This window comes from Pseudomonas sp. IPO3774 (assembly GCF_013386835.1).
GTDB lineage: Bacteria > Pseudomonadota > Gammaproteobacteria > Pseudomonadales > Pseudomonadaceae > Aquipseudomonas.
On record NZ_JACAQY010000055.1, the window covers coordinates 18408 to 44287 of the forward strand.

The window sequence follows — 25880 nt, forward strand, 5'->3', positions numbered from 1 at the left end:
CCAAATCCGATAGGCTTGCAACACAAGATGAAGGCTATTGAGGGCTTTTTCAAGTCCACTGGTGGTCGGACCTGCCGACCAGCCCTATTTTGAGCTGCTTATATTAAGCGGGGCGCTTTTCGATCACTGCGTCGATCAACCCGTATTCACGAGCCGCTTCGGCGCTCATGAAATTGTCACGGTTGGTGTCGCGCTCGATCTCTTCCAGGGTATGCCCGCTATGTTTGGCCATCAGCGTGTTGAGACGCTCACGAATGAAGAGGATTTCCTTGGCATGGATTTCGATGTCCGATGCCTGGCCCTGGAAACCGCCCAGTGGCTGGTGAATCATCACGCGTGAGTTCGGCAGGCAGTAACGCTTGCCCTCAGCACCAGCGGTCAGCAGGAAAGCACCCATGCTGCACGCCTGACCGATACAGGTGGTCGATACGTTCGGCTTGATGAACTGCATGGTGTCGTAGATCGACATGCCCGCTGTCACCGAACCGCCCGGGGAGTTGATGTAGAGATGGATGTCCTTGTCCGGATTTTCCGCTTCAAGGAACAGCAGCTGCGCACAGATCAGGTTGGCCATGTAGTCCTCTACCGGACCAACCAGAAAGATCACTCGCTCCTTGAGCAGGCGCGAGTAGATGTCATAGGCGCGTTCGCCACGAGCAGATTGCTCGACAACCATCGGGACCAGGCCGCCAGCGGCCTGGATATCAGAGTTCTGCTGAATATACGAATTACGGAACATGCTCTGCAGTTACTCCCAAATAGTCATGTCTTGAATACGCATAAGCCAGCGCGAGGCTGGCTTATGGGTGTATTTTCAAACGAGTTGAGCGATCAGTCGGCTTGTGCTGCTTCAGCCGGCTTGACTGCTTCTTCGTAAGAGACCGCTTTATCGGTCACCTTAGCCTTCTGCAGAACAGTATCCACAACTTGCTCTTCCAGCACAACCGAACGCACTTCGTTCAGCTGCTGGTCGTTCTTGTAGTACCAGGACACAACAGCCTCAGGCTCCTGGTAGGCCGAAGCCATTTCCTGGATCATTTCGCGAACGCGGGTTTCGTCAGGCTTGAGGTCGAATTGCTTGACCACTTCAGCCACGATCAGACCCAGTACAACGCGGCGCTTGGCCTGTTCTTCGAACAGTTCGGCCGGCAGTTGGTCAGGCTTGATGTTGCCGCCGAACTGCTGAACAGCCTGCACGCGCAGACGATCAACTTCGTTGGACAGCAGGGCCTTCGGCACTTCGATCGGGTTGGCAGCCAGCAGACCGTCCATCACCTGGTTCTTGACCTTGGATTTGATGGCCTGGCGCAGTTCACGCTCCATGTTCTTGCGAACTTCGGTGCGGAAACCTTCGATACCGGTTTCCTTGATGCCGAACTGGTTGAAGAACTCTTCGTTCAGTTCTGGCAGCTTGGGCTCGGAAACGGTGTTGACGGTCACGGTGAACTCGGCGGTTTTGCCAGCCAAGTCCAGGTTCTGATAGTCAGCCGGGAAAGTCAGGTTCAGAACGCGCTCTTCGCCGGCTTTGGCGCCAACCAGGCCGTCTTCGAAACCAGGAATCATGCGGTTGGAACCCAGCACCAGCTGAGTACCCTTGGCGGAGCCGCCAGCGAATGCTTCGCCGTCAACCTTGCCTACGAAATCGATGTTCAGCTGGTCTTCGTTCTGGGCAGCACGATCGGCCACTTCAAAACGGGTGTTCTGCTTGCGCAGGATTTCCAGCATGTTGTCCAGGTCGGAGTCAGCAACATCAGCGCTCAGGCGCTCGATGGCGATCGAATCGAAACCGGCAACTTCGAACTCAGGGAACACTTCGAAGATTGCAACGTATTCCAGATCCTTGCCTGCTTCCAGGGACTTGGGCTCGATGGAAGGCGAGCCAGCCGGGTTCAGCTTCTGCTCGACAACGGCTTCGTAGAAGGAAGCCTGGATCACGTCACCTACAGCTTCCTGACGTGCATCAGCACCGAAGCGGCGCTTGATTTCGCTCATTGGCACTTTGCCTGGACGGAAACCAGCGATCTTGGCCTTTTGGGCAGTCTGCTGCAGACGCTTGTTGACCTGGGTCTCGATGCGCTCGGCCGGCACGGTGATGCTCATGCGGCGCTCAAGAGCAGAAGTATTTTCAACAGAAACTTGCATGGATATTCCTCGTTGCACAGACGTTAGCTGGCCGTTTCCGACCCCAGAATCAAGGGCATGCATTCTAGTGGGTCAAACTCAAGAAGTCACCCTACTGAAAACGGGTAAAAAAACAGCAGGCAATTTATAGGTGCGAATGCACGAGTGCAGCTCGCCCCGGTGGCAAATACATCCCATCATGCCAGGGCTCTGCGCCAACCCTTCTATATATAGAAGCGGTTGCCAATCATCTCCCTGACAACCGACCCTGCGGACAAGGCCGGCAAGCAGTGCGGCATCATCGCGAAACATAAATACGACGAAACGCCCTGCCCTGCAGCCCAACACCTGCGACTGCGTTGAAACTCAAACCGCTGAAACAAAAAAGGCGCCAGACTATTAATCTGGCGCCTTTCGAAATATGGGGTGGACGAAGGGGATCGAACCCTCGACAACGGGAGTCACAATCCCGTGCTCTACCAACTGAGCTACGCCCACCATATTGCGTGACCAAAAAGCCCGTCAAAAAGGCTATTTGTTGAGCTTCGCGCCGACCCGCAGGCCTTCACGAAACTTTATTTGGTGCGGATGAAGAGACTCGAACTCTTACACCTTGCGGCGCTGGAACCTAAATCCAGTGTGTCTACCAATTCCACCACATCCGCGCTTGAAGCTTTTAAAGCAAAGGCGCCAGACTATTAATCTGGCGCCTTTTTAAATATGGGGTGGACGAAGGGGATCGAACCCTCGACAACGGGAGTCACAATCCCGTGCTCTACCAACTGAGCTACGCCCACCATATTGCGCTACTTGTGCCAAAGCTGCCTAATGGCGCACCCGGCAGGACTCGAACCTGCGACCATCCGCTTAGAAGGCGGATGCTCTATCCAGCTGAGCTACGGGCGCCTTATTAATCTGTACTCTTGGAGGATTACAAACTAACCAGTGCTAGGCTGTGCCCGACAAGTGCGACGAATAGTATAGATGGACCCGAAACCCGTCAAATCCTTTTTATAAAAAATTCATTTTATTTAAGGGGTTAGGGGAATTTGCAGACCAAGCGCCTTTGCCCTCACGCCATGGCATGCGAGAATGCGCGCACTTTTCTTCCCCCTCTCGATGGTTAATCACGCGTAATGACTGCACAACTTATCGACGGCAAATCAATCGCCGCCAGCCTGCGCCAGCAGATCGCCAAACGAGTCGCCGAGCGCAGCCAACAAGGCCTGCGCACGCCGGGCCTCGCGGTGATCCTGGTCGGCAGCGATCCTGCCTCTCAGGTTTATGTCTCGCACAAGCGTAAAGACTGTGAAGAGGTCGGCTTTATTTCCAAAGCCTACGACTTGGCTGAAGACACCACCCAACAGGCCCTCACCGACCTGATCGACAGCCTCAACGACGATCCGGCCATCGACGGCATCCTGCTGCAACTGCCATTGCCCGAGCATCTGGACGCGTCGAAATTGCTCGAACGCATCCGCCCGGACAAGGACGTCGACGGTTTCCACCCTTATAACGTCGGCCGCCTGGCCCAGCGTATCCCGCTGCTGCGCCCGTGCACCCCGAAGGGCATCATGACCCTGCTGGAAAGCACCGGCGTCGATCTGTATGGCCTGGATGCCGTCGTCGTCGGCGCCTCGAACATCGTCGGTCGCCCGATGGCCATGGAACTGCTGCTGGCCGGCTGCACCGTGACCGTGACCCACCGCTTCACCAAGGACCTGGCCGGCCACGTTGGCCGCGCCGACCTGGTGGTCGTCGCCGCCGGCAAGCCGGGCCTGGTCAAGGGTGAGTGGATCAAGGAAGGCGCCATCGTCATCGACGTGGGCATCAACCGCCAGGACGATGGCAAGCTCGTGGGCGACGTGGTGTACGAAACCGCCCTGCCCCGTGCCGGCTGGATCACCCCGGTACCCGGTGGTGTCGGCCCGATGACCCGTGCCTGCCTGCTGGAAAACACCCTGTACGCCGCCGAAACCCTGCACGTCTAATAACCAGCCGTTCTGAAAGAGCCCTGCCTTATCGCAGGGCTTTTTATTGGCCGGATAAAAAGTACTTTTTTCTTTGTTTTTAAGGGGTTTCATCTGTTTTCAGAAGAACATTCGACAGTTTCTGATCCATACTCCTAAAATGTAACGGCATTTATCAGAAAGTCCGTGCAGAACGGTATATCCCTACTTTTTTTAGCGAGTTCATCCGCGTGAAAATTCATCTTTCCATTGTCAGCCTATTTTTTGCATTGACAGGCACCTTCGCGAGCGCAAGCGAAACCACCACCGCTCCCCGCGACATGTCCACCCTGCACATCGCCTCCGGCAGTGCGATGGTGGTAGACCTGCAGACCAACAAAGTCATCTATGCCAGCAACCCGGATGTCATCGTGCCGATCGCCTCGGTGAGCAAACTGATGACCGGCCTGATCGTGCTGGAAGCCAAGCAGAACATGGATGAATACATCGACATCAACATCAAGGACACGCCAGAGATGAAAGGCGTGTTCTCCCGGGTCAAGATCGGCAGCGAGATGCCGCGCAAGGAGATGTTGCTGATTGCCCTGATGTCCTCGGAAAACCGCGCCGCCGCCAGCCTGGCCCACCACTACCCGGGCGGCTACCCGGCCTTCATCGCAGCGATGAACGCCAAGGCCAAGGCACTGGGCATGACCAGTACCCATTATGTGGAACCTACCGGCCTGTCGATCCATAACGTGTCCACCGCCCGCGACCTGAGCAAGCTGCTGGCCGCCGCACGCAAGTACCCGATGCTCAGCCAGTTGAGCACCACCAAGGAAAAGACCGTCTCGTTCCGCAAACCCAACTACACCCTGGGTTTCTCCAACACTGACCACCTGATCAACCGCGCCAACTGGGACATCAAGCTGACCAAGACCGGCTTTACCAACCAGGCCGGCCATTGCCTGGTGCTGGTGACCAGCATGGGTAATCGCCCGGTGTCGCTGGTGATCCTCGATGCCTTCGGCAAATTCACCCACTTTGCCGATGCCGGGCGCATCCGCAGCTGGGTCGAAACCGGCAAGAGCGGCTCGGTGCCAGACGTCGCATTGCGCTACAAGGCTGACAAGAACCTGAAGAACCGCCCACGGGCGAATGTTCAGGTCACCGAGTCCCGCTGATCCGTAAATAGCGACATAAAAAACGGCGCCCTTGAGCGCCGTTTTTTTATTTGGCCTGACTGGCCAGTGCCTTGACTGCTTGGGCCGCGGCCTGTTCCTGGCCCGCCTGCGCGGTGGCGCTGGCAGCCTGCTGCCAGCGCTGGGCGTCGACCTTGACCGGCAACTGGGTGGGCCGCTGAATCAGTACCGCCCACTTGCCGCCGTCTTTCCACGCCGACTCAAACGCACTGAAATCCATCGGCATGCGTCGCGCCAAGCCTGAACGCAGCAGCACCATGCTCTTCTGCTTGTTGTAACCCACCACCACGACATACCGCGGCCCGGCCCAGAAGGTCGAGCCCTGGGTGATACGCGCCATCACCGGGTACCCGGCCGCGACCTGTGCCAGCAGCGCCGGCAGCTGATCTTCCAGCGGGTACACCAACATCCCGTATTCACGGGCCAGCACCTGCATGTTGCGCTCAAGGTCCGCTTCAGCGCCCGGCAAATGCAGTGGCTTATCCAATAGCCCCGGTGTAATCACAATGCCTTGTTGAGACAGCATGCTGGCAAGAGCGGCTGGGCCACCGAGGTAAGTCTCACCGCGAAACGCCGGCACGCCCTTGAGCTCGACACTCTCCGGCAGGCCCGGGATGCTCGTGGGTTTTGGATGCGTGGAACAGGCCGCCAGCCCCATGAAACAGGCGGCGACCCACCAGGAGGTTTTAATGTTCGAGGGAAACCGCAACTTCTTCACTCACTTGATCAACGGTCGACGTGGGCCCTGATCATAGGACGCTCCGGGGCGCGGGTATAGCCTTGCAGCGCAGTAAAAGGCCGGCGATAGAGCAAACAAGTTGGACGCACACGACCATTGGTCAATAGCAGGCAACCTGCGGATAGCTAGACTGTCCATTGAGAAGACAGTGTGTGCCCGGCACCGGGCGAAAGGAGGCACTTATGAGCCTGACAACAACGATTCTGCTTTTGATCTGTGGCTGGCTGGCCGTCGCCGCCGCCATGCTGTGGGGCGTGATGCGCGTGACCCGCCGGCACCATCACCCACACGTAAAACCCGCAGCACCCGGCAAGCTGCACAAACCCGCCGGGCACCACGCCTGACGCCTTAGCCAGGCATGCAACTGAAGTCTTCGGTCTGCGCCAATTCCTTGCCGTGGCTATCCTTCAACTCGGCACGCACCGTCGTACCCAGGCTGGATTCCACCAGGGTGTAATGCTCGCCGGCCTTGAAGTTGCCGTAGGTCACATGCCCGCGACAATCCTGCTGGTTATCATCCCCCGCCTCTTCTTCAAACAAGGTGACGTCCAGGCGATGCGCGCCGGGTTTCACTTCGAAGTAGCGGCCATCATTAATGTTTTTACCGTCTACCCGCTCGGCCATCAGGTCGTTGGGTGCCTCCTCTTGCAAGCCTATCCAGGCTTCGCTCGGGTCCGCCTTCGGCATCGGGCCGGCACACGCCGACAACAACAGGACCGCACTCAAGGCCGGGATCAACAACAAGGGTTTGAGAGACATGGCAGAACTCCAAATGGATAAAGAGTGAACAGGCGAAACAGCTCCCGTTCGATCGGTATCCAGCTTGTTACTGTCACCATTGTTGAACAAATGAATACATATGAAAGGATCTTCAGCCGTTAACTAAATCTTCCTTCACCTGGCTGAAAGGTGCGTGTTAGGTGGGTCCGTCAAGACTGCGAGCGTTTGCAATCCAACTCCTTTGGAGGTTACGGCATGCTCGGGCTGGTAAAGACCGCACTGCTCAAGCCCTACACGTTTATCGTGCTGGCAATTTTCATCTGCATCATCGGGCCCATGGCGGCCTTGCGTACCCCCACTGACGTATTTCCCGATATTGGCATCCCCGTCGTTGCGGTGGTTTGGCAGTACAACGGCCTGTCTCCGGACGCCATGGCCGGTCGCGTGATCTACACCTACGAACGCTCCCTGAGTACCACCGTCAACGACATCGAGCACATTGAATCGCAGTCGTTACCCGGCATGGGCATCGTGAAGATTTTCTTCCAGCCCGGCGTGGATATCCGCACCGCCAACGCCCAGGTAACAGCGGTGTCACAAACCGTGCTCAAGCAGATGCCACCGGGCATTACGCCGCCGCTGATCCTCAACTACAGCGCCTCTACGGTGCCGATTCTGCAGATGGCGTTCTCCAGCCCCAGCTTGTCGGAAGCGAAGATCCGCGACCTGGTGCAGAACAACATCCGCTTGCCCCTGAGCGCCCTGCCCGGCCTGGCCATGCCCACGCCAATGGGCGGCAAGCAACGCCAGATCACCCTCGACCTTGACCCCCAGGCGCTGGCCGCCAAAGGCCTCTCGGCACAGGACGTGGGCAACGCCCTGGCCCTGCAAAACCAGATCATCCCGGTGGGTACCGCCAAACTCGGCCCCAACGAATACACGATCTTGCTCAACAACAGCCCCAAGGCGATTGATGAGCTCAACGACTTGCCGATCAAGACAGTCGACGGTGCGATCATCACCATCGGCCAGGTGGCCCACGTGCGTGACGGCTCGCCGCCGCAGACCAACATCGTGCGCGTCGACGGCCACCGTGCGGTGCTGATGCCGGCCCTGAAAAACGGCAGCATCTCCACCCTGTCGATCATCGACGGCATCCGCCAGATGCTGCCGCGCATCAATGAAACCCTGCCGCCGTCGCTGAAGACCTCACTGCTCGGCGACGCCTCGGTGTTCGTCAAACAGTCGGTGGGCAGCGTGGCCCAGGAAGGCATCATCGCCGCCTTGCTGACCAGTGCGATGATCCTGCTGTTCCTCGGCAGCTGGCGCTCGACCATCATCATCGCCGCGTCGATTCCCCTCGCGGTGCTGTCGGCCATCGCCCTGCTGGCGGCCACCGGGCAAACCCTCAACGTCATGACCCTCGGCGGGCTGGCGTTGGCGGTGGGGATCCTGGTGGACGACGCCACAGTGACCATCGAGAACATCAACTGGCACCTGGAACAAGGCAAGGCGGTGAAGGACGCGATCCTCGACGGCGCCAAGCAAATCGTCGGCCCGGCGTTCGTGTCCCTGCTGTGTATCTGCATCGTATTTGTGCCGATGTTCATGCTGCAAGGCATCGCCGGCTACCTGTTCCGCCCGATGGCATTGGCGGTGATTTTCGCCATGGCCAGCTCGTTCATTCTGTCGCGGACCCTGGTGCCGACCCTGGCGATGTTCCTGCTCAAGCCGCACGTGCCGGAGCAAGGTGAAGGTCATCACCCGGAAGATGAATTCATCAACCATCACGAGGGCGACCAGCACAAACCGCAGCGCAACGCGGTGCTGCAATCGGTGCTGAATTTCCAGCAGGGTTTTGAGCGTCACTTCTCCAACGTGCGGGACGTTTATCACGGCCTGCTGACCCTGGCCCTCGGCGCCCGCAAGCGCTTCATCATCGGCTTCCTGGCGTGCATCCTCGCCTCGTTCCTGCTGCTGCCAAGCCTGGGCCAGGACTTCTTCCCGGCCACCGACGCCGGGGCCATGGCCCTGCACGTGCGCTTGCCGCTGGGCACACGCATCGAAGAGAGCGCGGCGGCCTTTGACCGGATCGAAGCGCGGATTCGCGAGATCGTTCCGGCCGACGAACTGGACACCATCGTCGACAACATCGGCATCCCGCTGAGCGGCATCGACATGGCCTACAGCAGCAGTGGCACCATCGGCCCACAGGACGGCGATATCCAGGTCACCCTGAAAAAGGACCATGCGCCCACCGCCGACTACGTGAAAAAACTGCGTGAAGCGTTGCCCGAAAGCTTCCCCGGCAGCCAGTTCGCATTCCTCCCGGCAGACATCAGCAGCCAGATCCTCAACTTCGGTTCGCCGGCCCCGCTGGACGTGAAAATCTCCGGGCGCAGCGATGAAGAAAACCGCGCCTACGCCATCGAACTGGAACGTCGCCTGAAACACATACCGGGCATTGCCGACCTGCGCATCCAGCAGTCCACCGGCTACCCGTCACTGCAAGTCAACGTGGACCGCATGCGTGCCAACGGCCTGGGCATCACCGAGCGTGACGTAACCAACAGCATGGTTGCGTCCCTGGCCGGCAGCTCGCAAACCGCACCAACGTTCTGGCTCAACCCGGCCAACGGCGTGTCGTATTCGATCGTGGCAGCCACCCCGCAATACCGCCTCGACAGCCTGCCGTCCCTGGAAGCGTTGCCGGTAACCGGTGCCGATGGTCAGTCGCAGATCCTCGGCGGCGTGGCGACCATCTCGCGGGTACAAAGCCCGGCGGTGGTGACCCACTACAACATCGAGCCGACCCTGGACCTGTACGCCAACGTGCAAGGCCGCGACCTCGGCGGCGTCGCCAGCGATGTGCAAAAAGTGCTGAACGACATGGCCCCGATGCGCCCCAAAGGCGCGACCATCAGCCTGCACGGGCAGATCGATGCGCTGCATGAAGCGTTCAACGGCTTGAGCTTCGGCCTGCTCGGTGCGGTGGTGCTGATCTACCTGCTGATCGTGGTCAACTTCCAGTCCTGGACCGACCCGTTCGTGATCATCACCGCACTGCCGGCAGCGCTCGCGGGAATCGTCTGGATGCTGTTCCTCAGCGGCACGTCATTGTCGGTGCCCGCACTCACGGGGGCCATCCTCTGTATGGGCGTGGCCACCGCCAACTCGATCCTGGTGGTGAGCTTCTGCCGAGAGCGCCTGGCCGAACATGGCGATGCACTCAAGGCCGCACTGGAAGCCGGCTACACCCGTTTCCGCCCGGTCTGCATGACCGCCCTGGCGATGATCATCGGCATGTTGCCGCTGGCCTTGTCCGAAGAACAAAACGCGCCGCTGGGACGTGCCGTGATCGGCGGCCTGATCCTCGCCACCACTGCCACTTTGCTGTTTGTACCCGTGGTCTTCAGCCTGGTCCACGGTCGTCACCCTACTCGCGCTGCTGCTGGAGAAACTTCACATGTCGTCTGATCACAAACCCTCGCGCAAGCGTCTGATGCTCATGGGTGTCGGCGGCCTGACACTGGCCGCCCTGTTGGTCGCCAACGGCCTGCACGCCCGTACGATGCATGAAAAATCCGTCACCGCCTGGACCGAAACCGCCGCCGTGCCGCAGGTGCTGGTGTTCCAGCCCAAACAGAACGCGGCCGGCGACACCCTGCGCCTGCCCGCGCATCTGGAAGCCTGGAGCAAGGCACCGATTCATGCGCGGGTCAGCGGTTACCTGAAAGACTGGAAAGTCGACATCGGCAGCCAGGTCAAGGCCGGGCAGATTCTCGCCGAGATCGACAGCCCCGACCTCGACCAGCAAGTGGCGCAAACCCACGCGCGCATGGTGCAGGAGCAGGCCAATGCACGCCTGGCGCAAACCACCGCCACCCGCTGGAAAAACCTGCTGGACAGCCATTCGGTATCGCGCCAGGAGGCCGATGAAAAAACCTCGAATGCCCTGGCCGCCAAGGCCAACGCCCAGGCCGCTGAGGCTGACTATGCGCGGCTCTCGGCGCTGGAAGACTACAAGACCATTCGCGCGCCATTCGCCGGTGTGATCACCGCGCGCAACACCGACATCGGCCAGTTGATCAAGGCTGACAGCGACAGCGATCCGGAACTGTTCGACATCGCCGACACCCACCAACTGCGCCTCTACGTGCCGGTGCCGCAGAACTACGCCGCGGTGATTCATCCCGGGCTGGCCGCCCAACTGACGGTACCCGAGCACCCCGGCGAACACTTCAGCGCGAAGCTGATGGGCGACTCCACCGCCATCGACCGCCGCTCCGGCACCCTGCTCGCACAGTTCGTGGCCGACAACCCGGACGGCAAGTTGCTGCCCGGCGACTACGCCGAAGCCACCCTGGCGATTCCGGCGGATACCCATGGCGTGAGCATCCCGGCCAGCGCCCTGATCTTCCGCGCCGAAGGCACCCAGGTCGCGGTACTGGACGCCAAGAACCACGTGCACCTGCAAGACATCCACATCGGCCTCGACCTCGGCGAGCGCCTGGTGATTGACCAGGGCCTGAAACCCGCCGATCGCGTAGTCGACAACCCACCCGACGCACTGCGCGAAGGCGACGCCGTGCAAATGGCCGATGCCGGAGGTGCCCATGCGTCCAAGGCTTAAACCCCTCGCGGCCCTGGTATTGGTGGCACTGCACGGTTGCTCGCTGGCGCCCACCTACAAGGCGCCGACCATCGACCTGCCGGCCAAGTACCGCGAACAGACCAGCGACGGCCCGTGGCACAGCGCGCAACCGTCCGACCAACTGGCGCCGAAGTGGTGGCAGCTGTATCAGGACCCGCACCTGAACGACCTGCAGGAACAACTGCTCAAGGCCAACCCGGACCTGGCGGCGGCGCTGGCGCATTTCGATGCGTCCCAGGCGTATGCCAGCCAGTTGCATGCCGGGCTGTTCCCGCAAATAACCGCCAGCGCGCAACCGTTGCGCCAGCGGCAATCGGACAATCGGCCACTGCGGGGTGATACCCAGCCTTCGGTGTACAACAGCAACACGGCGGGGTTCGCGCTGAGCTTCGATCTGGATCTGTGGGGCAAAATCCGCAACCAGGTGGCGGCTGGCGATGCACAGGCCCAAGCCTCCGGGGATGATTTGGCGGTGGCACGCCTGAGCCTGCAGCATCAGTTGGCGACGCTGTACGTGCAGCTCAACGGACTGGATGCCCAGAGCCGGATTCTCAGCAGTTCGCTGGATGATTTTGGCCAGGCGCTGAAACTGACCCGCAGCCGGTACGAGGGGCAGATCGCCTCGGAGCTCGACCTGACCCGGGCGCAGAATCAGCTGGCTGAAGCACAGGCGCAGCTTGACGATGTGCGCGGTCAACGCAATCTCACCGAGCATGCGATTGGTGAATTGGTGGGCGTATCCGCCAGTGAATTCCAGCTGCCGCCGAGCCAGCAATTGATCGCGCTGCCGGGGATTCCGCAACAACTGCCGAGCCACCTGCTGCAACGCCGGCCGGATATCGCGGCAGCCGAGCGACGGGTGTTTGCGGCCAACGCGAATATCGGCGTGGCCAAGGCGGCGTGGTACCCGGATTTCAGTTTGACCGGCTTGATTGGCGGGCAGACCCAAGGTGTGGGCAACTTGTTCTCCGCCGCCAATCGGTATTGGGCGCTGGGGCCGCTGGTGAATCTGCCGATCTTTGATGGCGGCCGGTTGAGCGCCAATGAGCGCCAGGCCAAGGCGGAGTTTGAAGAGGCTTCGGCGCACTATCGCAGCCAGGTGTTAAGAGCCGTGCGTGAGGTGGAAGACAACCTTGGGCAACTGCGCGACTTGCAGCAGGAGGCGATGGACGAACAAGCCGCCGCGAATGCCGCCGAACACACACAGGCACTGGCGATGAACAGTTACCAGGCGGGGGCTGTGAGCTATCTGGATGTGGTGACGGCGCAGACGGCGGCGTTGCAGGCGCAGCGCACGTTGCAGGCGGTGCAGACGCGGCAGTTGCAGGCGAGTGTGGGTTTGGTGACGGCGCTGGGCGGAGGCTGGAAGCCCGACGCCTGATACCTGTCTCAAGAACGACAGTGATCAACTGTGGGAGCGGGCTTGCTCGCGAAGGCGGTGGGTCAGCACCGGATATGCTGGCTGACACACCGCCTTCGCGAGCAAGCCCGCTCCCACATTTTATCGCAGTGACTGGACGTACTCAGGCAGCCAACTTACCGCTGGCGATTGCCACCGAAGCTGCCACCATCGCCCTCAGCAACACCGCACACCCCGCCGCCAAATCATCCGGCGCCGCGTTCTCGATTTCGTTATGGCTGATGCCACCTTCACACGGCACAAAGATCATCCCCGCGGGCCCCAGTTCCGCGACGAAAATCGCGTCATGCCCTGCCCCGCTCACGATATCCATGTTGGACAACCCCAACCCATTGGCCGCATCACGCACGGCATCCACGCAGCCTTTGTCGAAGTACAGCGGCGGGAAGTCAGCGGTGGGTGTCATCTCGAACGTGAGGCCGTGCTTGGCGCAGGTTTCGTCAATCACTTTGCGCACCTGGGCAATCATCGAATCCAGCCGCGCCGGTTCCAGATGGCGGAAGTCCAGGGTCATGCGCACTTCGCCAGGAATGACGTTGCGTGAGCCCGGATACGCTTGCAGGCAACCGACGGTGCCGCAGGCGTGAGGCTGATGACCCAACGCCGCCGCGTTAACTGCAGCCACCACGGCCGCGGCACCGACCAGGGCATCCTTGCGCAGGTGCATCGGGGTCGGCCCCGCATGCGCCTCGACACCCCGCAGTTTCAGGTCGAACCATTTCTGGCCAAGGGCGCCCAGCACCACACCGATGGTTTTCTTTTCATCCTCAAGAATCGGACCTTGCTCGATATGTGCTTCGAAATATGCGCCCACCTTGTGCCCGCTCACCGGGCGTGATCCGGCATACCCAATGGCATTCAGCGCATCGCCCACGGTCACGCCATCGGCATCCGTCTTGGCCAGCGTGTCGACCAGGGTGAATTTCTCGGCAAACACCCCGGAGCCCATCATGCAGGGAGGAAAGCGCGAGCCTTCTTCGTTGGTCCACACCACCACTTCCAGCGGCGCTTCGGTTTCCACCTTCAGGTCATTGAGGGTGCGCAATACCTCAACGCCCGCCAGCACGCCAAAACAGCCATCAAACTTGCCGCCGGTGGGCTGGGTGTCGATATGGCTGCCGGTCATCACCGGCGGCAACTGGGGATTGCGCCCCGGCCGGCGGGCGAAGATATTGCCGACGCCATCGATGGTCACGGTACAGCCCGCTTCCTCGCACCACTTCACAAACAGGTCGCGGGCCTGGCGATCGAGGTCGGTCAGGGCCAGGCGGCAGACGCCGCCCTTGGGGGTGGCGCCGAGCTTGGCGAGTTCCATCAGGGACAGCCACAGACGATCGCGGTTGATGTGCTGATGGGTGGATTGCAGAACGTCTATGGCAGCGTTCATGGGGGTCTCCTCAGGCAGTAGTTCTTATAAATTTGACCAGACTCTCACTGGAGGACTGCGATCAAAAATGTGGGAGCGGGCTTGCTCGCGAAGGCGGTGATTCAGCTAACACATCTGGCGACTGGCACACCGTATTCGCGAGCAAGCCCGCTCCCACATTTGATTGCATTCCACATCGATTAAAGCGGTGTTTTCACGGCGACCACACGAGCCCCGCGCTTCATGCAGAGGGCGTAATACAACAGGCCACCGAGCGCCGAGCCGGTGAACCAGCCATAGCTGTAGAACCAGCTGAACGCGTCGCTGCCCAGGGACAGCAACGTCAACACCACCGGCACGCCAAACGCCAGGAAGCCATGCCAGTTCCACGCCGGGTACACGTCATCGCGATACAAACCGGCGAGGTCCAGTTGCTGTTTCTTGATGATGAAATAGTCCACCACCATGATCCCGGCGATCGGCCCCAAGAGGCTTGAGTAACCCAGCAACCAGTTGGAATAGACGGTTTCCAGGCTCACGTCGGAAATGATCAGCCCGAGCTTTTTCAGCAGTTCGTGGGCCATCAGCGCCAGGCCCACCAGGCCGGTGAGCACCACCGCTGTGGTGCGGTTGATCAGCTTGGGGGCGATGTTCTGGAAGTCGTTGGTGGGCGAGACGATGTTCGCCGCGGTGTTGGTGGACAAGGTGGCGATGATGATCAGCGCCATCGCCACGGCCACCCACACCGGGCTCTGGATATGGCCGATCAGGGTCACCGGATCGGAGACGCTGACGCCCACCAGTTTTACCGAGGCGGCGGTCATGATCACGCCGAGGGCGGCGAACAGGAACATGGTCAGCGGCAGGCCGAAAATCTGCCCGAGGATCTGGTCTTTCTGGCTTTTGGCGTAGCGGCTGAAGTCGGGGATGTTCAACGACAAGGTGGCCCAGAAACCCACCATCGCCGTCAGGCCCGCCATGAAGTAGCCGGTGAGGCTGGCGCCTTCGGGACGTTTGGGCGGGATCGCCATCAGCTCGGTCAGCGACACATTCGGCAGCGCCCACACCAGCAGCCCGATACCCACCGCCACCAGCAGCGGTGCCGACAGGGTTTCCAGCCATTTGATCGACTCGGCGCCACGCAATACCACCCACAGGTTCAGGGTCCAGAAGATCATGAAGCCGATCACTTCACCGGTGCCGCCAAGGGATTTCCAACCCTCGAAAATCGACCCCAGGAACAGGTGGATCGCCAGGCCGCCAAACATCGTCTGGATACCGAACCAGCCACACGCCACCAGCGCGCGGATCAGGCACGGCACGTTGGAGCCGAGCACGCCGAAGGACGAGCGCAGCAACACCGGAAACGGGATGCCGTACTTGGTACCGGGGAAGGCGTTGAGGGTCAGCGGGATCAGCACCACGATATTGGCCAGCAGGATCGCCATCAGCGCCTCGCCCACCGACAACCCGAAGTACGCGGTGAGCACGCCGCCCAGGGTGTAGGTCGGCACACACACCGACATGCCGATCCACAGCGCGGTGATGTGCCACTTGTTCCAGGTGCGTTCGCGCACCTTGGTCGGTGCCATGTCGTGGTTGTAGCGGGGGCTGTCGAGGACGTCGGGGCCGGCGTCGAGTTCGTACAGGCCGTTGCGCTCAATGACTTGCGATCTGTTCTGTTGCATGGCCGCTCCACGGTTTTTTCGAATTATTTTTGCTCATCCCGTGACGTGCACGGGATGGCCGGAGTACCTCGTTGACAACATGACATCCGGGACCCGGCCAACCGCCACCGCACTCAATAACCGTGCCGTAAACCGTCAACCTGCCCGCACCGCTTGTATAACTTGCTGATGTTTATCAGCTTTATTGTCTCGACCGAAGAGCCCCTCGTTACTTTCAGCGTTACTCAGGCCAAATAACGCAGAAGTTGTCCGAACCATCAGGACTCAATCTGGTGCAACACAATTATTTTTATTTACCGGCCCCGTCAAGAGGCATGTCTCAAGCGTCTGATTTGCAATAGGAAATGTTGCTCATATTGGGAACCTGTCAAGTGCGTCAAAATGGTGAGAGGCCGCTACATTTTGGTGATTTTGATTTTTTATCGTTAAAATTCAATAAGTTATTACAGACATAAGCTTATAAAAAATATTCTTGCTCATTCGAAAAACTCGGGCTAGTTTCTATTCCTGTCACCGCTGACAGGAATTAATTTTCAAGCGGCGCGATGCATGACAACACTTAGAACTGGCACAAGCCGGTCAAGCCTGTGAGGAACTCGACATGTCGCTGTTGATCCGTGGCGCTACCGTTATTACCCATGATGAAAGTTACCGAGCCGATGTTTTATGCGCAGACGGTCTAATTCGCGCCATTGGCACTGATCTGGATATTCCCGCCGGCACCGAGATACTCGACGGCAGCGGTCAATACCTGATGCCCGGCGGCATCGACCCCCACACCCATATGCAGTTGCCCTTCATGGGCACCGTGGCCAGTGAAGATTTTTTCAGTGGCACGGCCGCCGGGTTGGCGGGCGGTACCACGTCGATCATCGACTTCGTGATTCCCAACCCGCAGCAATCCCTGTTGGAAGCCTTCCATCAGTGGCGCGGCTGGGCCGAGAAGTCGGCGTCCGACTACGGCTTTCACGTCGCCATTACCTGGTGGAGCGAGCAGGTCCGCGAGGAAATGGCCGAGCTGGTGAGCCAACACGGCATCAACAGCTTCAAGCATTTCATGGCGTACAAGAACGCGATCATGGCCGCCGACGACACCTTGGTGGCGAGCTTCGAACGCTGCCTGGAACTGGGTGCGGTACCGACGGTGCATGCCGAAAACGGCGAGCTGGTGTATCACCTGCAACGCAAGCTGATGGCCCAGGGCATTACCGGGCCTGAAGCGCATCCGTTGTCGCGGCCTTCGCAGGTGGAAGGTGAAGCCGCCAGCCGGGCGATCAGGATTGCCGAAACCATCGGCACGCCGCTGTACCTGGTGCACGTGTCCACCAAGGAAGCGCTGGATGAAATCACCTACGCCCGCAGCAAGGGCCAGCCGGTGTACGGCGAAGTATTGGCCGGGCATCTGCTGCTGGACGACAGCGTGTATCAACACCCCGACTGGCAGACCGCCGCCGGCTATGTGATGAGCCCGCCCTTCCGCCCGCGCGGGCATCAGGAGGCACTGTGGCATGGCTTGCAATCGGGCAACCTGCACACCACCGCCACCGACCATTGCTGCTTCTGCGCCGAGCAAAAAGCCGCCGGGCGGGATGACTTCAGCAAAATTCCCAATGGCACTGCCGGTATCGAAGACCGCATGGCGCTGTTGTGGGATGAGGGCGTGAACACTGGGCGCTTGTCGATGCAGGAATTCGTTGCGCTGACGTCTACCAACACCGCGAAGATCTTCAACCTGTATCCACGCAAAGGAGCGATCCGCGTGGGGGCCGATGCTGACCTGGTGCTGTGGGACCCGCAAGGCACACGGACCATTTCCGCGAAGACTCACCACCAGAAAGTCGACTTCAACATCTTCGAAGGCAAGACCGTGCGCGGCGTGCCGAGCCATACCATCAGCCAGGGCAAGCTGGTCTGGGCGGATGGGGATTTGCGCGCCGAACGGGGTGCGGGTCGGTATATCGAACGGCCGACGTATCCGCCGGTGTTTGAGCAGTTGGGCAAGCGGGCGGAGCGTTCCAGGCCGGTTGCTGTGAAACGCTGAGGCCGCCATTCGCGAGCAAGCCCGCTCCCACATTCGCCCCCATTCCAACAGGATAAATGCAGTCGAATGTGGGAGCGGGCTTGCTCGCGAAGAGGCCGGTACCGGCAACAAAAAAACCACTGCCCACCAGAGGCAGCACCTCAAAAACCGTGAGGCCAATACCGTGATCCAGACCCTGAACCATCTTCCCCACCCCCATGAAGATGCGGCGGCCCTCGCCGCGCATTTCACCGACCTGGCGCCGCCGCTCAATGCCCGGCAAGCCCAACTGGAAGCCTCGCGCTGCCTCTACTGCTACGACGCGCCGTGCGTTAACGCGTGCCCCAGCGAGATCGATATCCCGTCGTTCATCCGCAATATCCACACGGAGAACGTCCAGGGCGCCGCGCAGAAGATTCTCTCGGCGAATATCCTCGGCGGCAGTTGCGCCCGGGTCTGCCCGACGGAAATCCTCTGCCAGCAAGCCTGCGTGCGCAACAATGCCGAGGAATGCGCCCCGGTGCTGATCGGCCTGTTGCAGCGCTACGCGGTGGACAACGCGCACTTCAGCGAACACCCGTTCCAGCGCGCCGCGCCCACTGGCAAACGCATCGCGGTGGTCGGCGCCGGGCCTGCGGGGTTGTCCTGCGCCCATCGCAGCGCCTTGCACGGCCATGACGTGGTGATTTTCGAAGCCCGGGAAAAAGCCGGCGGCCTGAATGAATACGGGATCGCCAAGTACAAGCTGGTGGATGACTTCGCGCAAAAGGAACTGGATTTCCTCCTGCAAATTGGCGGCATCGAGATCCGTCACGGCCAGCGCCTGGGCGACAACCTGACCTTGAGCGAACTGCACCAGCAGTTCGATGCAGTGTTCCTCGGCCTTGGCCTGGCTGCCAGCAAACAGCTCGGCCTGCCACACGAGGACGCCCCCGGCCTGCTCGCCGCCACCGACTACATCCGTGAACTGCGCCAGGCCGACGACCTCAGTCAACTGCCCCTGGCCGACCGTTGCATCGTGCTCGGCGCCGGCAACACGGCCATCGACATGGCGGTGCAAATGGCCCGCCTCGGTGCTCGTGACGTCAACCTGGTGTATCGCCGTGGCCTGGCTGAAATGGGCGCCACCGGCCATGAGCAGGACATCGCCAAGGCCAACCAGGTACGCCTGCTGACCTGGGCCCAGCCCGAAGAAGTGTTGCTCGACGACCAGGGCCATGTGCGCGGCATGCGTTTCGCCCGCACCCGCATGGTCGATGGCCGCCTGCAAGCCACCGGCGAGACCTTCGAACTGGCCGCCGACGCGATCTTCAAGGCCATCGGCCAAGGCTTCGACGACGAGGCGCTGCACGACCCGCTGGCCCACCAACTGCAACGCCAGGGCGATCGGATCTTCGTCAACGAACAGCTGCGCACCAGCATCCCCGGTGTGTACGCCGGCGGCGATTGCGTCAGCCTCGGCCAGGACCTCACCGTCCAGGCCGTGCAACATGGCAAGCTGGCCGCGCAAGCCATGCACGCCCAACTCATGCTGAATGTGGAGGCTGCGTAATGGCCGATCTCTCGATTGTATTCGCCGGTATCAAAGCCCCCAATCCGTTCTGGCTGGCCTCCGCGCCGCCTACCGACAAGGCCTACAACGTGGTCCGCGCCTTTGAAGCAGGCTGGGGCGGCGTGGTCTGGAAAACCCTCGGCGAAGACCCGGCCGCGGTCAACGTCTCATCGCGCTACTCGGCGCACTTTGGTGCCAACCGTGAAGTGCTCGGCATCAACAATATCGAGCTGATTACCGACCGCTCCCTGGAGATCAACCTGCGGGAAATCACCCAGGTGAAAAAGGACTGGCCGGACCGCGCGCTGATCGTGTCATTGATGGTGCCGTGTGTTGAGGAGTCGTGGAAGCACATCCTGCCACTGGTGGAAGCCACCGGCTGTGACGGCATCGAGCTGAACTTCGGCTGCCCCCACGGCATGCCGGAACGCGGCATGGGCGCGGCGGTGGGCCAGGTGCCGGAGTATGTGGAACAGGTGACGCGCTGGTGCAAGACCTATTGCTCGCTGCCGGTGATCGTCAAGCTCACGCCGAACATCACCGACATACGCGTGGCGGCGCGGGCAGCGTATCGCGGGGGCGCGGATGCGGTGTCGCTGATCAACACCATCAACTCCATCACCAGTGTCGACCTGGAGCGCATGGTCGCCCTGCCGATGGTCGGCACCCAAAGCACCCACGGGGGTTACTGCGGCTCGGCGGTGAAACCGATTGCGCTGAACATGGTGGCGGAGATTGCCCGGGACCCACAGACACAAGGCTTGCCGATCTGCGGGATTGGCGGGATTGGCAACTGGCGCGATGCAGCGGAATTCGTCGCGCTGGGCTGCGGCGCGGTGCAGGTGTGCACGGCGGCGATGCTGCATGGGTTTCGGATTGTCGAAGAAATGAAGGACGGGCTGTCGCGGTGGATGGACAGCCAGGGTTACAGCAGCCTGCAGGAATTTTCCGGGCGGGCGGTGGGCAATACGACGGATTGGAAGTACCTGGATATCAATTACCAGGTGATCGCCAAAATTGACCAGGCGGCATGTATTGGCTGTGGGCGTTGCCATATTGCCTGTGAAGATACGTCGCACCAGGCGATTGCCAGCTTGAAGCAGGCGGATGGGACACATAAATACGAGGTGATCGATGATGAGTGCGTGGGGTGCAACCTGTGCCAGATCACCTGCCCGGTGGCGGACTGTATCGAGATGGTGCCGGTGGATACCGGGAAGCCGTTTTTGAACTGGACGCAGGATCCGAGGAACCCCTACCGCGAGGCGGTGTAGCCTGAATGATCGTTCCCACGCTCCGCGTGGGAATGCATCCGTTGACGCTCCGCGTCACGACCTTAAGAGCGGACGCAGAGCGTCCAGGCGGCATTCCCACGCGGAGCGTGGGAACGATCTAGGGCTCCAACCCGATCCCCCGCAGGATCACACTCGTCACCGTCTGCACCGCCCGCTCAAACTGCATGTCCGACAACGGCTGATGGTCATTCAGGATCTTCACCTGATGATCAAAGTCGGCATAGTGCTGGGTCGACGCCCAGATCATATACAGCAGGCTCGACGGCTCCACCGGCAAAATCCGCTTGTCCTCCACCCACTGGCGAATCTTCGCTTCCTTCATCTTGGCCCAGTCATACAGGCTCACATCCAGCGCCTCCCCCAGGGTTGGCGCGCCGTGGATGATTTCATTCGCCCAGACTTTCGAACCATAAGGCCGGCTGCGGGAATGTTGCATCTTGGCGCGGATGTAGCTGCTGAGCACCACCCGCGGGTCGTCGAACATCTCGAAGCACAAGGCGTCCTGCTTCCACACCTCCAGCAGGTCGAACAACACCGCGCTGTACAGCTCGCTCTTGGTACTGAAGTAGTAATGCAGGTTGGAGCGCGGCAGTTGCACTTCTTCAGCGATGTCGGCCATGGCGGTGCTGCCATAGCCCTTCTCGGCGAAGACCTTTTCAGCCGCCAGCAGAATCTTTTCGACGTTGACCCGACGAATACCGATCTTGTGATTGCCCATAAGGGCTCCCTGACAACAACATGACTTCAAGACTACCATCCGCTCTAGATCGCGGCGACACGCCACTGTGAAACTTCGTACAAGAACCTTCCCCGCCGATAGCGGATTGGTTAGCATCGCCATCCCCTCGAAGGATCATCCCCCATGACTATTCGACAGCGAAGCGCGTGCGACGACCCGGTGCTGGGTGCACTGTGGGAACGCTCGGTGCGCGCCACCCATGACTTTCTCAGCGAAGACGACATCCAGCGCCTGCTGCCCCTGGTACGCGACTGCTACCTGCCGATGCCCGCACTTGAAGTGTGGGTGTACGAAGATACCCAAGGCATTGGCGGCTTCGTCGGCACCGGCGGCAATAATGTCGAGATGCTGTTTATCGACCCGAACCGACGCGGCCAGGGCATCGGTCGCCAGTTGCTGGACTTCGTACGCGCCCGCCACGACACCCTGCGGGTCGACGTGAACGAGCAGAATCCACAGGCCGTGGGTTTCTACCTGCACTATGGTTTTATCCAGACCGGCCGCTCGCCCGTCGATGGCGAAGGCAAGCCCTTCCCCTTGTTGCACATGGCACTACCGAACGACTGACTCTCACCTGAAGGTATTGAACAATGTTGATCAAGAAGACCCTCACCACCGTTGCCCTGCTCGCTTCCCTGCTGGGCGCCTCGGCCGCGTTTGCCCACGCCCACCTGAAAAGCTCGGAGCCTGCCGCCGACAGCAGCGTCGCCGCGCCCAAGGACCTGCGCCTGACGTTCAGCGAAGGCGTTGAAGCGACCTTCACCAAGGTATCCCTGAGCAAGGACGGCACCGAAGTCGCGATCAAGGGCCTGGAAACCCCGGACGCCGACAAGAAAGTATTGGTGGTGACACCGGCCGCACCCTTGGCCGCCGGCACCTACAAAGTGGTGTGGAACGCGGTCTCGGTGGATACCCACAAGAGCAACGGTGAATACAGCTTCAAGGTCGGCCAATAATCCATGGCCACCCTGCTGGTGCTGTGCCGTTTCCTGCATTTCATCGTCGTGCTGTTGATGTTCGGGGCCTGTGTGTTCAGGCCCTGGCTGCTGGGCGCGGGACCGCAACCGGTGCTGGACCGCCAACTGTCGCGCATCACCCAAGGGTTGGCGTGGCTGGCATTGGTGTCGGGGGTGGCGTGGCTGCTGTTGATCAGCGCGAGCATGGCCGGTGTCGGGCTGGGCGCGCTGGAATGGTCGACCGTGCAATTGGTGCTGGGCAAAACCTTCTTCGGCCAGGTCTGGACCTGGCACTTGCTACTGAACGTGCTGCTGGTGCTGGGCCTGATGACGCCGTGGAAGGCGTTGCGCCTGCCGCTCTGTGCATTGCTGCTGGCGACACTGGCACCGGTGGGCCATGGCGCCATGCTCAATGGCATGGCCGGACAGTTGCTGATCCTCAATCAGGTGGTGCACCTGGTGTGTGTCGGTGCCTGGCTGGGCGGCCTGCTCCTGCTGGTGTTGATCCTCAGGCAATCGCCCCGCTATCCGTTGGAACCGATCCTCAAGCGCTTCAGTGGCATCGGTTATGGCCTGGTGACAGGGCTGCTGGTGACCGGATTGATCAACGTGCGGGTGCTCACCGGGCAGTTCTGGCCGACGCCCTTGTTCACAGGGTTCGCCCTGATCCTGTTGATCAAGGTGCTGCTGGTGTTCGGCATGCTCGCCCTGGCGCTGCTGAACCGCCTGCGGATTCACAACTGTGAGCAGCGGCTGCCTGCCTTGAAGGCCAGCGTGATGATTGAATGGTTACTAGGTGTTTCAGCGGTAGCCGCCGTTTCGCTGCTTGGCACCTTGCCGCCCATGGTTGCAGCGGGATAACTCCTTCCCCACTGACTCCCTTCACGCAGGGAGTCATCGTATAACTTTCGATTGACAACCCCCTGAAACCTCGCAAATATCGTCCTCAATGTTGTACGACAACGTATAACAAAAAATAAAAACAACAAAAAGACAAGGGAGCGTCACTGTGAGCCAACACGTCCGCCATTTCTCCGGCACCACCCGTTTTGCCGCCATCGGTTTGAGCAGCCTGGCCTTTACCCTCCCCGCCACCGCCTCGGCAGAAGGCTTCATCGATGACGCCACCGCCACGCTCAACCTGCGCAACGCCTACTTCAACCGCAACTTCACCAACCCCGCCTACCCCCAGGGCAAGGCCGAGGAGTGGACGCAAAACTTCATTCTCGATGCCAGGTCCGGCTTCACCCAAGGCACCGTCGGTTTCGGCCTGGACGTGCTGGGCCTGTACTCGCAGAAACTCGACGGCGGCAAAGGTACCGCCGGCACCCAACTGCTGCCGACCCGCAGCGATGGCCGCCCTGCCGATAACTTCGGGCGCCTGGGCGTGGCGCTGAAAACCAGGCTGTCGAACACCGAATTGAAAGTCGGCGAATGGATGCCGGTACTGCCGATCCTGCGCTCGGATGACGGCCGCTCACTGCCGCAAACGTTCCGTGGCGGCCAGGTAACGTCCAGGGAAATCGCCGGCCTGACCTTGTATGGCGGCCAGTTTCGCGGCAACAGCCCGCGCAACGACGCGAGCATGGATGACATGTTTCTCAACGGCAAAGCCGCATTCACCTCGGACCGCTTCAACTTCGGCGGCGGCGAATACACCTTCAACGACAAGCGCACCCAGGTTGGCGTGTGGTACGCCGAACTCAGTGACATCTACCAGCAACAGTATTTCAACCTCACCCACAGCCAGCCCGTGGGCGACTGGACCCTGGGCGCCAACCTCGGGTTCTTCACCGGCAAGGAAGACGGCAAGGCCCTGGCCGGCGACCTCGACAACAAAACCGCGTTCGCCCTGCTCTCGGCCAAATACAAAGGCAACAGCTTCTATATCGGCCTGCAGAAACTCACCGGCGACAGCGCCTGGATGCGGGTCAACGGCACCAGCGGCGGCACCCTGGCCAACGACAGCTACAACGCCAGCTACGACAACGCCAAGGAAAAGTCCTGGCAGGTGCGGCACGACTTCAACTTCGTGGTACTGGGCATTCCCGGGTTGACCATGATGAACCGCTACATCAGTGGCGATAACGTGCACACCGGGGCGATCACCAATGGCAAGGAGTGGGGCCGTGAGTCGGAGCTGGCCTACACGGTACAAAGCGGTCCACTGCGGGACCTGAATGTGCGCTGGCGCAACGCAACGATGCGCCGGGATTTCAGTACCAACGAGTTTGATGAGAACCGGATATTCATCAGTTACCCGCTGTCGTTGTTATAGCGGTTTACAAACAACCGGAAAGGCTTTTGTGGCGGGGGAGATTGCTGTGGGGGGAGCTTGCCGTGGGGAGGTAGATTGCTGTGGCGAGGGAGCTTGCTCCCGCTGGGCTGCGCAGCGGCCCCAAAATCTTGGGAGCGCTTCGCACTCCAGCGGGAGCAAGCTCCCTCGCCACAGCAAGCTCCCTCGCCACAGCAAGCCCTCTTGCCACAGCAAGCTCCCTCGCCACAGGACAGCGATGAGCCTCTATCAACTTCGACCAATAGTGCGTTGACAAGTGTAGGAAACCCTAAGGATACTTCGGATCAGTCATACGACAACCTACAACAATAACGGGATCACCATGACCACCACAACCGCCCCTACCCCGTTCAACCGCTTGCTGCTCACCGGTGCCGCCGGTGGCCTGGGCAAAGTCTTGCGCGAACGCCTGCGTCCTTACGCCAAGGTACTGCGCCTGTCGGATATCGCCGACATGGCCCCGGCCGCTGACGACAGCGAAGAAGTATTGCCTTGCGATCTTTCCGACAAACAAGCCGTGCACCAACTGGTGGAAGGCGTCGATGCGATCCTGCATTTCGGCGGCGTATCGGTGGAACGCTCGTTCGAGGAAGTGCTGGGCGCGAACATCTGCGGGATCTTCCACATCTATGAAGCGGCGCGCCGCCATGGGGTCAAGCGCGTCATCTTCGCCAGCTCCAACCACGTGATCGGCTTCTACAAGCAGGACGAAGCCCTCGACGCCCACTCCCCGCGCCGCCCCGACAGTTACTACGGGCTGTCCAAATCCTACGGCGAGGACATGGCCAGTTTCTACTTCGATCGCTATGGCATCGAGACCGTCAGCATCCGCATCGGCTCCTCGTTCCCGGAACCCCAGAACCGCCGGATGATGCACACCTGGCTGAGCTTCGACGACCTCACCCAACTGCTCGAACGCTCGCTGTACACACCGAATGTCGGGCATACCGTGGTCTACGGCATGTCGGATAACCTCGATGTGTGGTGGGACAACCGCTTCGCCGCGCACCTGGGCTTCACCCCGCGGGACTCTTCCGAAGTATTCCGCAAACAGGTGGAAGCCCAGCCGATGCCCGCTGCCGACGACCCGGCGCGGGTGTACCAGGGGGGCGCGTTTTGCGCCGCCGGCCCGTTCGGTGACTGACCACAGACCAACCCAAGGG

At 60.5% G+C, this 25880-nt stretch carries 21 protein-coding genes and 4 tRNA genes; 14 read left to right on the top strand and 11 right to left on the bottom strand.

The features are described 5' to 3' along the window. Positions 1-103: 103 nt before the first annotated feature. The 6 genes from clpP to HYE77_RS26120 all read right to left on the bottom strand — a co-directional run bounded on the left by clpP (position 104) and on the right by HYE77_RS26120 (position 3027). Complete coding sequence (clpP, locus tag HYE77_RS26095; protein WP_003174822.1) at positions 104-739, bottom strand: ATP-dependent Clp endopeptidase proteolytic subunit ClpP; 636 nt, start codon at positions 737-739, stop codon at positions 104-106. A gap of 92 nt (positions 740-831) precedes the next feature. Beyond that, positions 832-2142, bottom strand: a complete 1311-nt coding sequence (gene tig, locus HYE77_RS26100) for a trigger factor (RefSeq protein WP_003207855.1) — start codon at positions 2140-2142, stop codon at positions 832-834. A 401-nt stretch (positions 2143-2543) separates the two neighbouring features. Then, positions 2544-2619: transfer RNA gene (locus tag HYE77_RS26105), tRNA-His, on the bottom strand. Between the two features lie 82 nt (positions 2620-2701). Further along, positions 2702-2786 (bottom strand) — tRNA-Leu (locus HYE77_RS26110). A 56-nt stretch (positions 2787-2842) separates the two neighbouring features. After that, positions 2843-2918, bottom strand: a tRNA-His gene (locus HYE77_RS26115). Positions 2919-2950: 32 nt separating this feature from the next. Then, positions 2951-3027: transfer RNA gene (locus HYE77_RS26120), tRNA-Arg, on the bottom strand. Between the two features lie 230 nt (positions 3028-3257). Here HYE77_RS26120 and folD point away from each other — a divergent pair. Continuing rightward, positions 3258-4112, top strand: a complete 855-nt coding sequence (gene folD, locus HYE77_RS26125) for a bifunctional methylenetetrahydrofolate dehydrogenase/methenyltetrahydrofolate cyclohydrolase FolD (protein WP_003207853.1) — start codon at positions 3258-3260, stop codon at positions 4110-4112. Positions 4113-4321: 209 nt separating this feature from the next. Continuing rightward, positions 4322-5254: a D-alanyl-D-alanine endopeptidase gene (pbpG, locus tag HYE77_RS26130; protein ID WP_003207851.1), complete on the top strand. Its 933-nt coding sequence runs from the start codon at positions 4322-4324 to the stop codon at positions 5252-5254. Positions 5255-5300: 46 nt separating this feature from the next. Here the strand turns inward: pbpG and HYE77_RS26135 are convergent, their stop codons facing one another. After that, positions 5301-5930, bottom strand: a complete 630-nt coding sequence (locus HYE77_RS26135; protein WP_177069840.1) for a peptidase C39 family protein — start codon at positions 5928-5930, stop codon at positions 5301-5303. A 263-nt stretch (positions 5931-6193) separates the two neighbouring features. Between HYE77_RS26135 and HYE77_RS26140 the strand changes: the two genes are divergently transcribed. Beyond that, a complete protein-coding gene (locus tag HYE77_RS26140) occupies positions 6194-6355 on the top strand; it encodes a hypothetical protein (protein WP_003207847.1) in 162 nt (53 codons plus the stop codon). Between the two features lie 4 nt (positions 6356-6359). On the opposite strand, the gene HYE77_RS26145 is transcribed toward HYE77_RS26140, so the two are convergent. Beyond that, on the bottom strand, positions 6360-6770 hold the full coding sequence (locus tag HYE77_RS26145) for a hypothetical protein (RefSeq protein WP_003207845.1): 411 nt from the start codon (positions 6768-6770) through the stop codon (positions 6360-6362). Positions 6771-6986: 216 nt separating this feature from the next. Between HYE77_RS26145 and HYE77_RS26150 the strand changes: the two genes are divergently transcribed. Genes HYE77_RS26150 through HYE77_RS26160 form a run of 3 tightly spaced genes read left to right on the top strand, consistent with a single transcriptional unit; the run spans position 6987 to position 12766 of the window. Then, positions 6987-10208, top strand: coding sequence for an efflux RND transporter permease subunit (locus HYE77_RS26150; protein WP_087693205.1), 3222 nt, complete (start codon positions 6987-6989; stop codon positions 10206-10208). Further along, positions 10198-11364 (top strand): efflux RND transporter periplasmic adaptor subunit, encoded by a 1167-nt coding sequence (locus HYE77_RS26155; RefSeq protein WP_177028348.1) that lies wholly within the window; start codon positions 10198-10200, stop codon positions 11362-11364. The genes HYE77_RS26150 and HYE77_RS26155 overlap by 11 nt, the downstream gene beginning before the upstream one ends. Beyond that, positions 11348-12766 carry an efflux transporter outer membrane subunit gene (locus HYE77_RS26160; RefSeq protein ID WP_177028347.1) on the top strand — a complete coding sequence of 473 codons (1419 nt, stop codon included), beginning with the start codon at positions 11348-11350 and terminating at the stop codon, positions 12764-12766. The genes HYE77_RS26155 and HYE77_RS26160 overlap by 17 nt, the downstream gene beginning before the upstream one ends. Positions 12767-12908: 142 nt before the next feature. Here HYE77_RS26160 and HYE77_RS26165 read toward each other — a convergent pair whose 3' ends face one another. Both HYE77_RS26165 and HYE77_RS26170 read right to left on the bottom strand, forming a co-directional pair. Further along, positions 12909-14192 carry a Zn-dependent hydrolase gene (locus HYE77_RS26165; protein ID WP_003207837.1) on the bottom strand — a complete coding sequence of 428 codons (1284 nt, stop codon included), beginning with the start codon at positions 14190-14192 and terminating at the stop codon, positions 12909-12911. Between the two features lie 179 nt (positions 14193-14371). Next, positions 14372-15859 carry an NCS1 family nucleobase:cation symporter-1 gene (locus HYE77_RS26170; protein ID WP_003207834.1) on the bottom strand — a complete coding sequence of 496 codons (1488 nt, stop codon included), beginning with the start codon at positions 15857-15859 and terminating at the stop codon, positions 14372-14374. Between the two features lie 601 nt (positions 15860-16460). Between HYE77_RS26170 and hydA the strand changes: the two genes are divergently transcribed. The 3 genes from hydA (at position 16461) to preA (ending at position 20705) form a co-directional block, all read left to right on the top strand. Next, a complete protein-coding gene (hydA, locus tag HYE77_RS26175) occupies positions 16461-17900 on the top strand; it encodes a dihydropyrimidinase (protein ID WP_177069807.1) in 1440 nt (479 codons plus the stop codon). 163 nt (positions 17901-18063) lie between these two features. Continuing rightward, on the top strand, positions 18064-19431 hold the full coding sequence (locus HYE77_RS26180) for an NAD(P)-dependent oxidoreductase (RefSeq protein WP_087694481.1): 1368 nt from the start codon (positions 18064-18066) through the stop codon (positions 19429-19431). Continuing rightward, a complete protein-coding gene (preA, locus tag HYE77_RS26185) occupies positions 19431-20705 on the top strand; it encodes an NAD-dependent dihydropyrimidine dehydrogenase subunit PreA (RefSeq protein ID WP_003207829.1) in 1275 nt (424 codons plus the stop codon). Before HYE77_RS26180 ends, preA begins: the two co-directional genes overlap by 1 nt. Before the next feature lie 118 nt (positions 20706-20823). Here the strand turns inward: preA and HYE77_RS26190 are convergent, their stop codons facing one another. Then, a complete protein-coding gene (locus tag HYE77_RS26190; RefSeq protein ID WP_003207828.1) occupies positions 20824-21444 on the bottom strand; it encodes a TetR/AcrR family transcriptional regulator in 621 nt (206 codons plus the stop codon). 144 nt (positions 21445-21588) lie between these two features. Between HYE77_RS26190 and HYE77_RS26195 the strand changes: the two genes are divergently transcribed. The 5 genes from HYE77_RS26195 to HYE77_RS26215 all read left to right on the top strand — a co-directional run bounded on the left by HYE77_RS26195 (position 21589) and on the right by HYE77_RS26215 (position 25861). After that, positions 21589-22032, top strand: a complete 444-nt coding sequence (locus HYE77_RS26195) for a GNAT family N-acetyltransferase (protein WP_003207827.1) — start codon at positions 21589-21591, stop codon at positions 22030-22032. A 23-nt stretch (positions 22033-22055) separates the two neighbouring features. Next, a complete protein-coding gene (gene copC, locus HYE77_RS26200; protein ID WP_003207825.1) occupies positions 22056-22421 on the top strand; it encodes a copper homeostasis periplasmic binding protein CopC in 366 nt (121 codons plus the stop codon). 3 nt (positions 22422-22424) lie between these two features. Then, positions 22425-23282 (top strand): copper homeostasis membrane protein CopD, encoded by an 858-nt coding sequence (gene copD / locus HYE77_RS26205; RefSeq protein ID WP_003207822.1) that lies wholly within the window; start codon positions 22425-22427, stop codon positions 23280-23282. 148 nt (positions 23283-23430) lie between these two features. Continuing rightward, the gene (locus HYE77_RS26210) at positions 23431-24699 is read left to right on the top strand and encodes an OprD family porin (RefSeq protein WP_177069808.1); all 1269 of its coding nucleotides are present in this window, start codon (positions 23431-23433) and stop codon (positions 24697-24699) included. A 340-nt stretch (positions 24700-25039) separates the two neighbouring features. Then, complete coding sequence (locus tag HYE77_RS26215; RefSeq protein ID WP_003207819.1) at positions 25040-25861, top strand: NAD(P)-dependent oxidoreductase; 822 nt, start codon at positions 25040-25042, stop codon at positions 25859-25861. Positions 25862-25880: the final 19 nt, after the last annotated feature.

Bases quoted from the DNA above. Each gene is read 5' to 3' on its own strand.
- folD (WP_003207853.1), top strand. From the start codon at position 3,258: ATGACTGCACAACTTATCGACGGCAAATCAATCGCCGCCAGCCTGCGC.
- clpP (WP_003174822.1), bottom strand. From the start codon at position 739: ATGTTCCGTAATTCGTATATTCAGCAGAACTCTGATATCCAGGCCGCT.
- HYE77_RS26170 (WP_003207834.1), bottom strand. From the start codon at position 15,859: ATGCAACAGAACAGATCGCAAGTCATTGAGCGCAACGGCCTGTACGAA.
- hydA (WP_177069807.1), top strand. From the start codon at position 16,461: ATGTCGCTGTTGATCCGTGGCGCTACCGTTATTACCCATGATGAAAGT.
- HYE77_RS26140 (WP_003207847.1), top strand. From the start codon at position 6,194: ATGAGCCTGACAACAACGATTCTGCTTTTGATCTGTGGCTGGCTGGCC.
- copD (WP_003207822.1), top strand. From the start codon at position 22,425: ATGGCCACCCTGCTGGTGCTGTGCCGTTTCCTGCATTTCATCGTCGTG.
- HYE77_RS26190 (WP_003207828.1), bottom strand. From the start codon at position 21,444: ATGGGCAATCACAAGATCGGTATTCGTCGGGTCAACGTCGAAAAGATT.
- HYE77_RS26165 (WP_003207837.1), bottom strand. From the start codon at position 14,192: ATGAACGCTGCCATAGACGTTCTGCAATCCACCCATCAGCACATCAAC.
- HYE77_RS26155 (WP_177028348.1), top strand. From the start codon at position 10,198: ATGTCGTCTGATCACAAACCCTCGCGCAAGCGTCTGATGCTCATGGGT.
- HYE77_RS26145 (WP_003207845.1), bottom strand. From the start codon at position 6,770: ATGTCTCTCAAACCCTTGTTGTTGATCCCGGCCTTGAGTGCGGTCCTG.
- HYE77_RS26135 (WP_177069840.1), bottom strand. From the start codon at position 5,930: ATGGGGCTGGCGGCCTGTTCCACGCATCCAAAACCCACGAGCATCCCG.
- copC (WP_003207825.1), top strand. From the start codon at position 22,056: ATGTTGATCAAGAAGACCCTCACCACCGTTGCCCTGCTCGCTTCCCTG.
- HYE77_RS26160 (WP_177028347.1), top strand. From the start codon at position 11,348: ATGCGTCCAAGGCTTAAACCCCTCGCGGCCCTGGTATTGGTGGCACTG.
- HYE77_RS26150 (WP_087693205.1), top strand. From the start codon at position 6,987: ATGCTCGGGCTGGTAAAGACCGCACTGCTCAAGCCCTACACGTTTATC.
- HYE77_RS26215 (WP_003207819.1), top strand. From the start codon at position 25,040: ATGACCACCACAACCGCCCCTACCCCGTTCAACCGCTTGCTGCTCACC.
- preA (WP_003207829.1), top strand. From the start codon at position 19,431: ATGGCCGATCTCTCGATTGTATTCGCCGGTATCAAAGCCCCCAATCCG.
- tig (WP_003207855.1), bottom strand. From the start codon at position 2,142: ATGCAAGTTTCTGTTGAAAATACTTCTGCTCTTGAGCGCCGCATGAGC.
- HYE77_RS26195 (WP_003207827.1), top strand. From the start codon at position 21,589: ATGACTATTCGACAGCGAAGCGCGTGCGACGACCCGGTGCTGGGTGCA.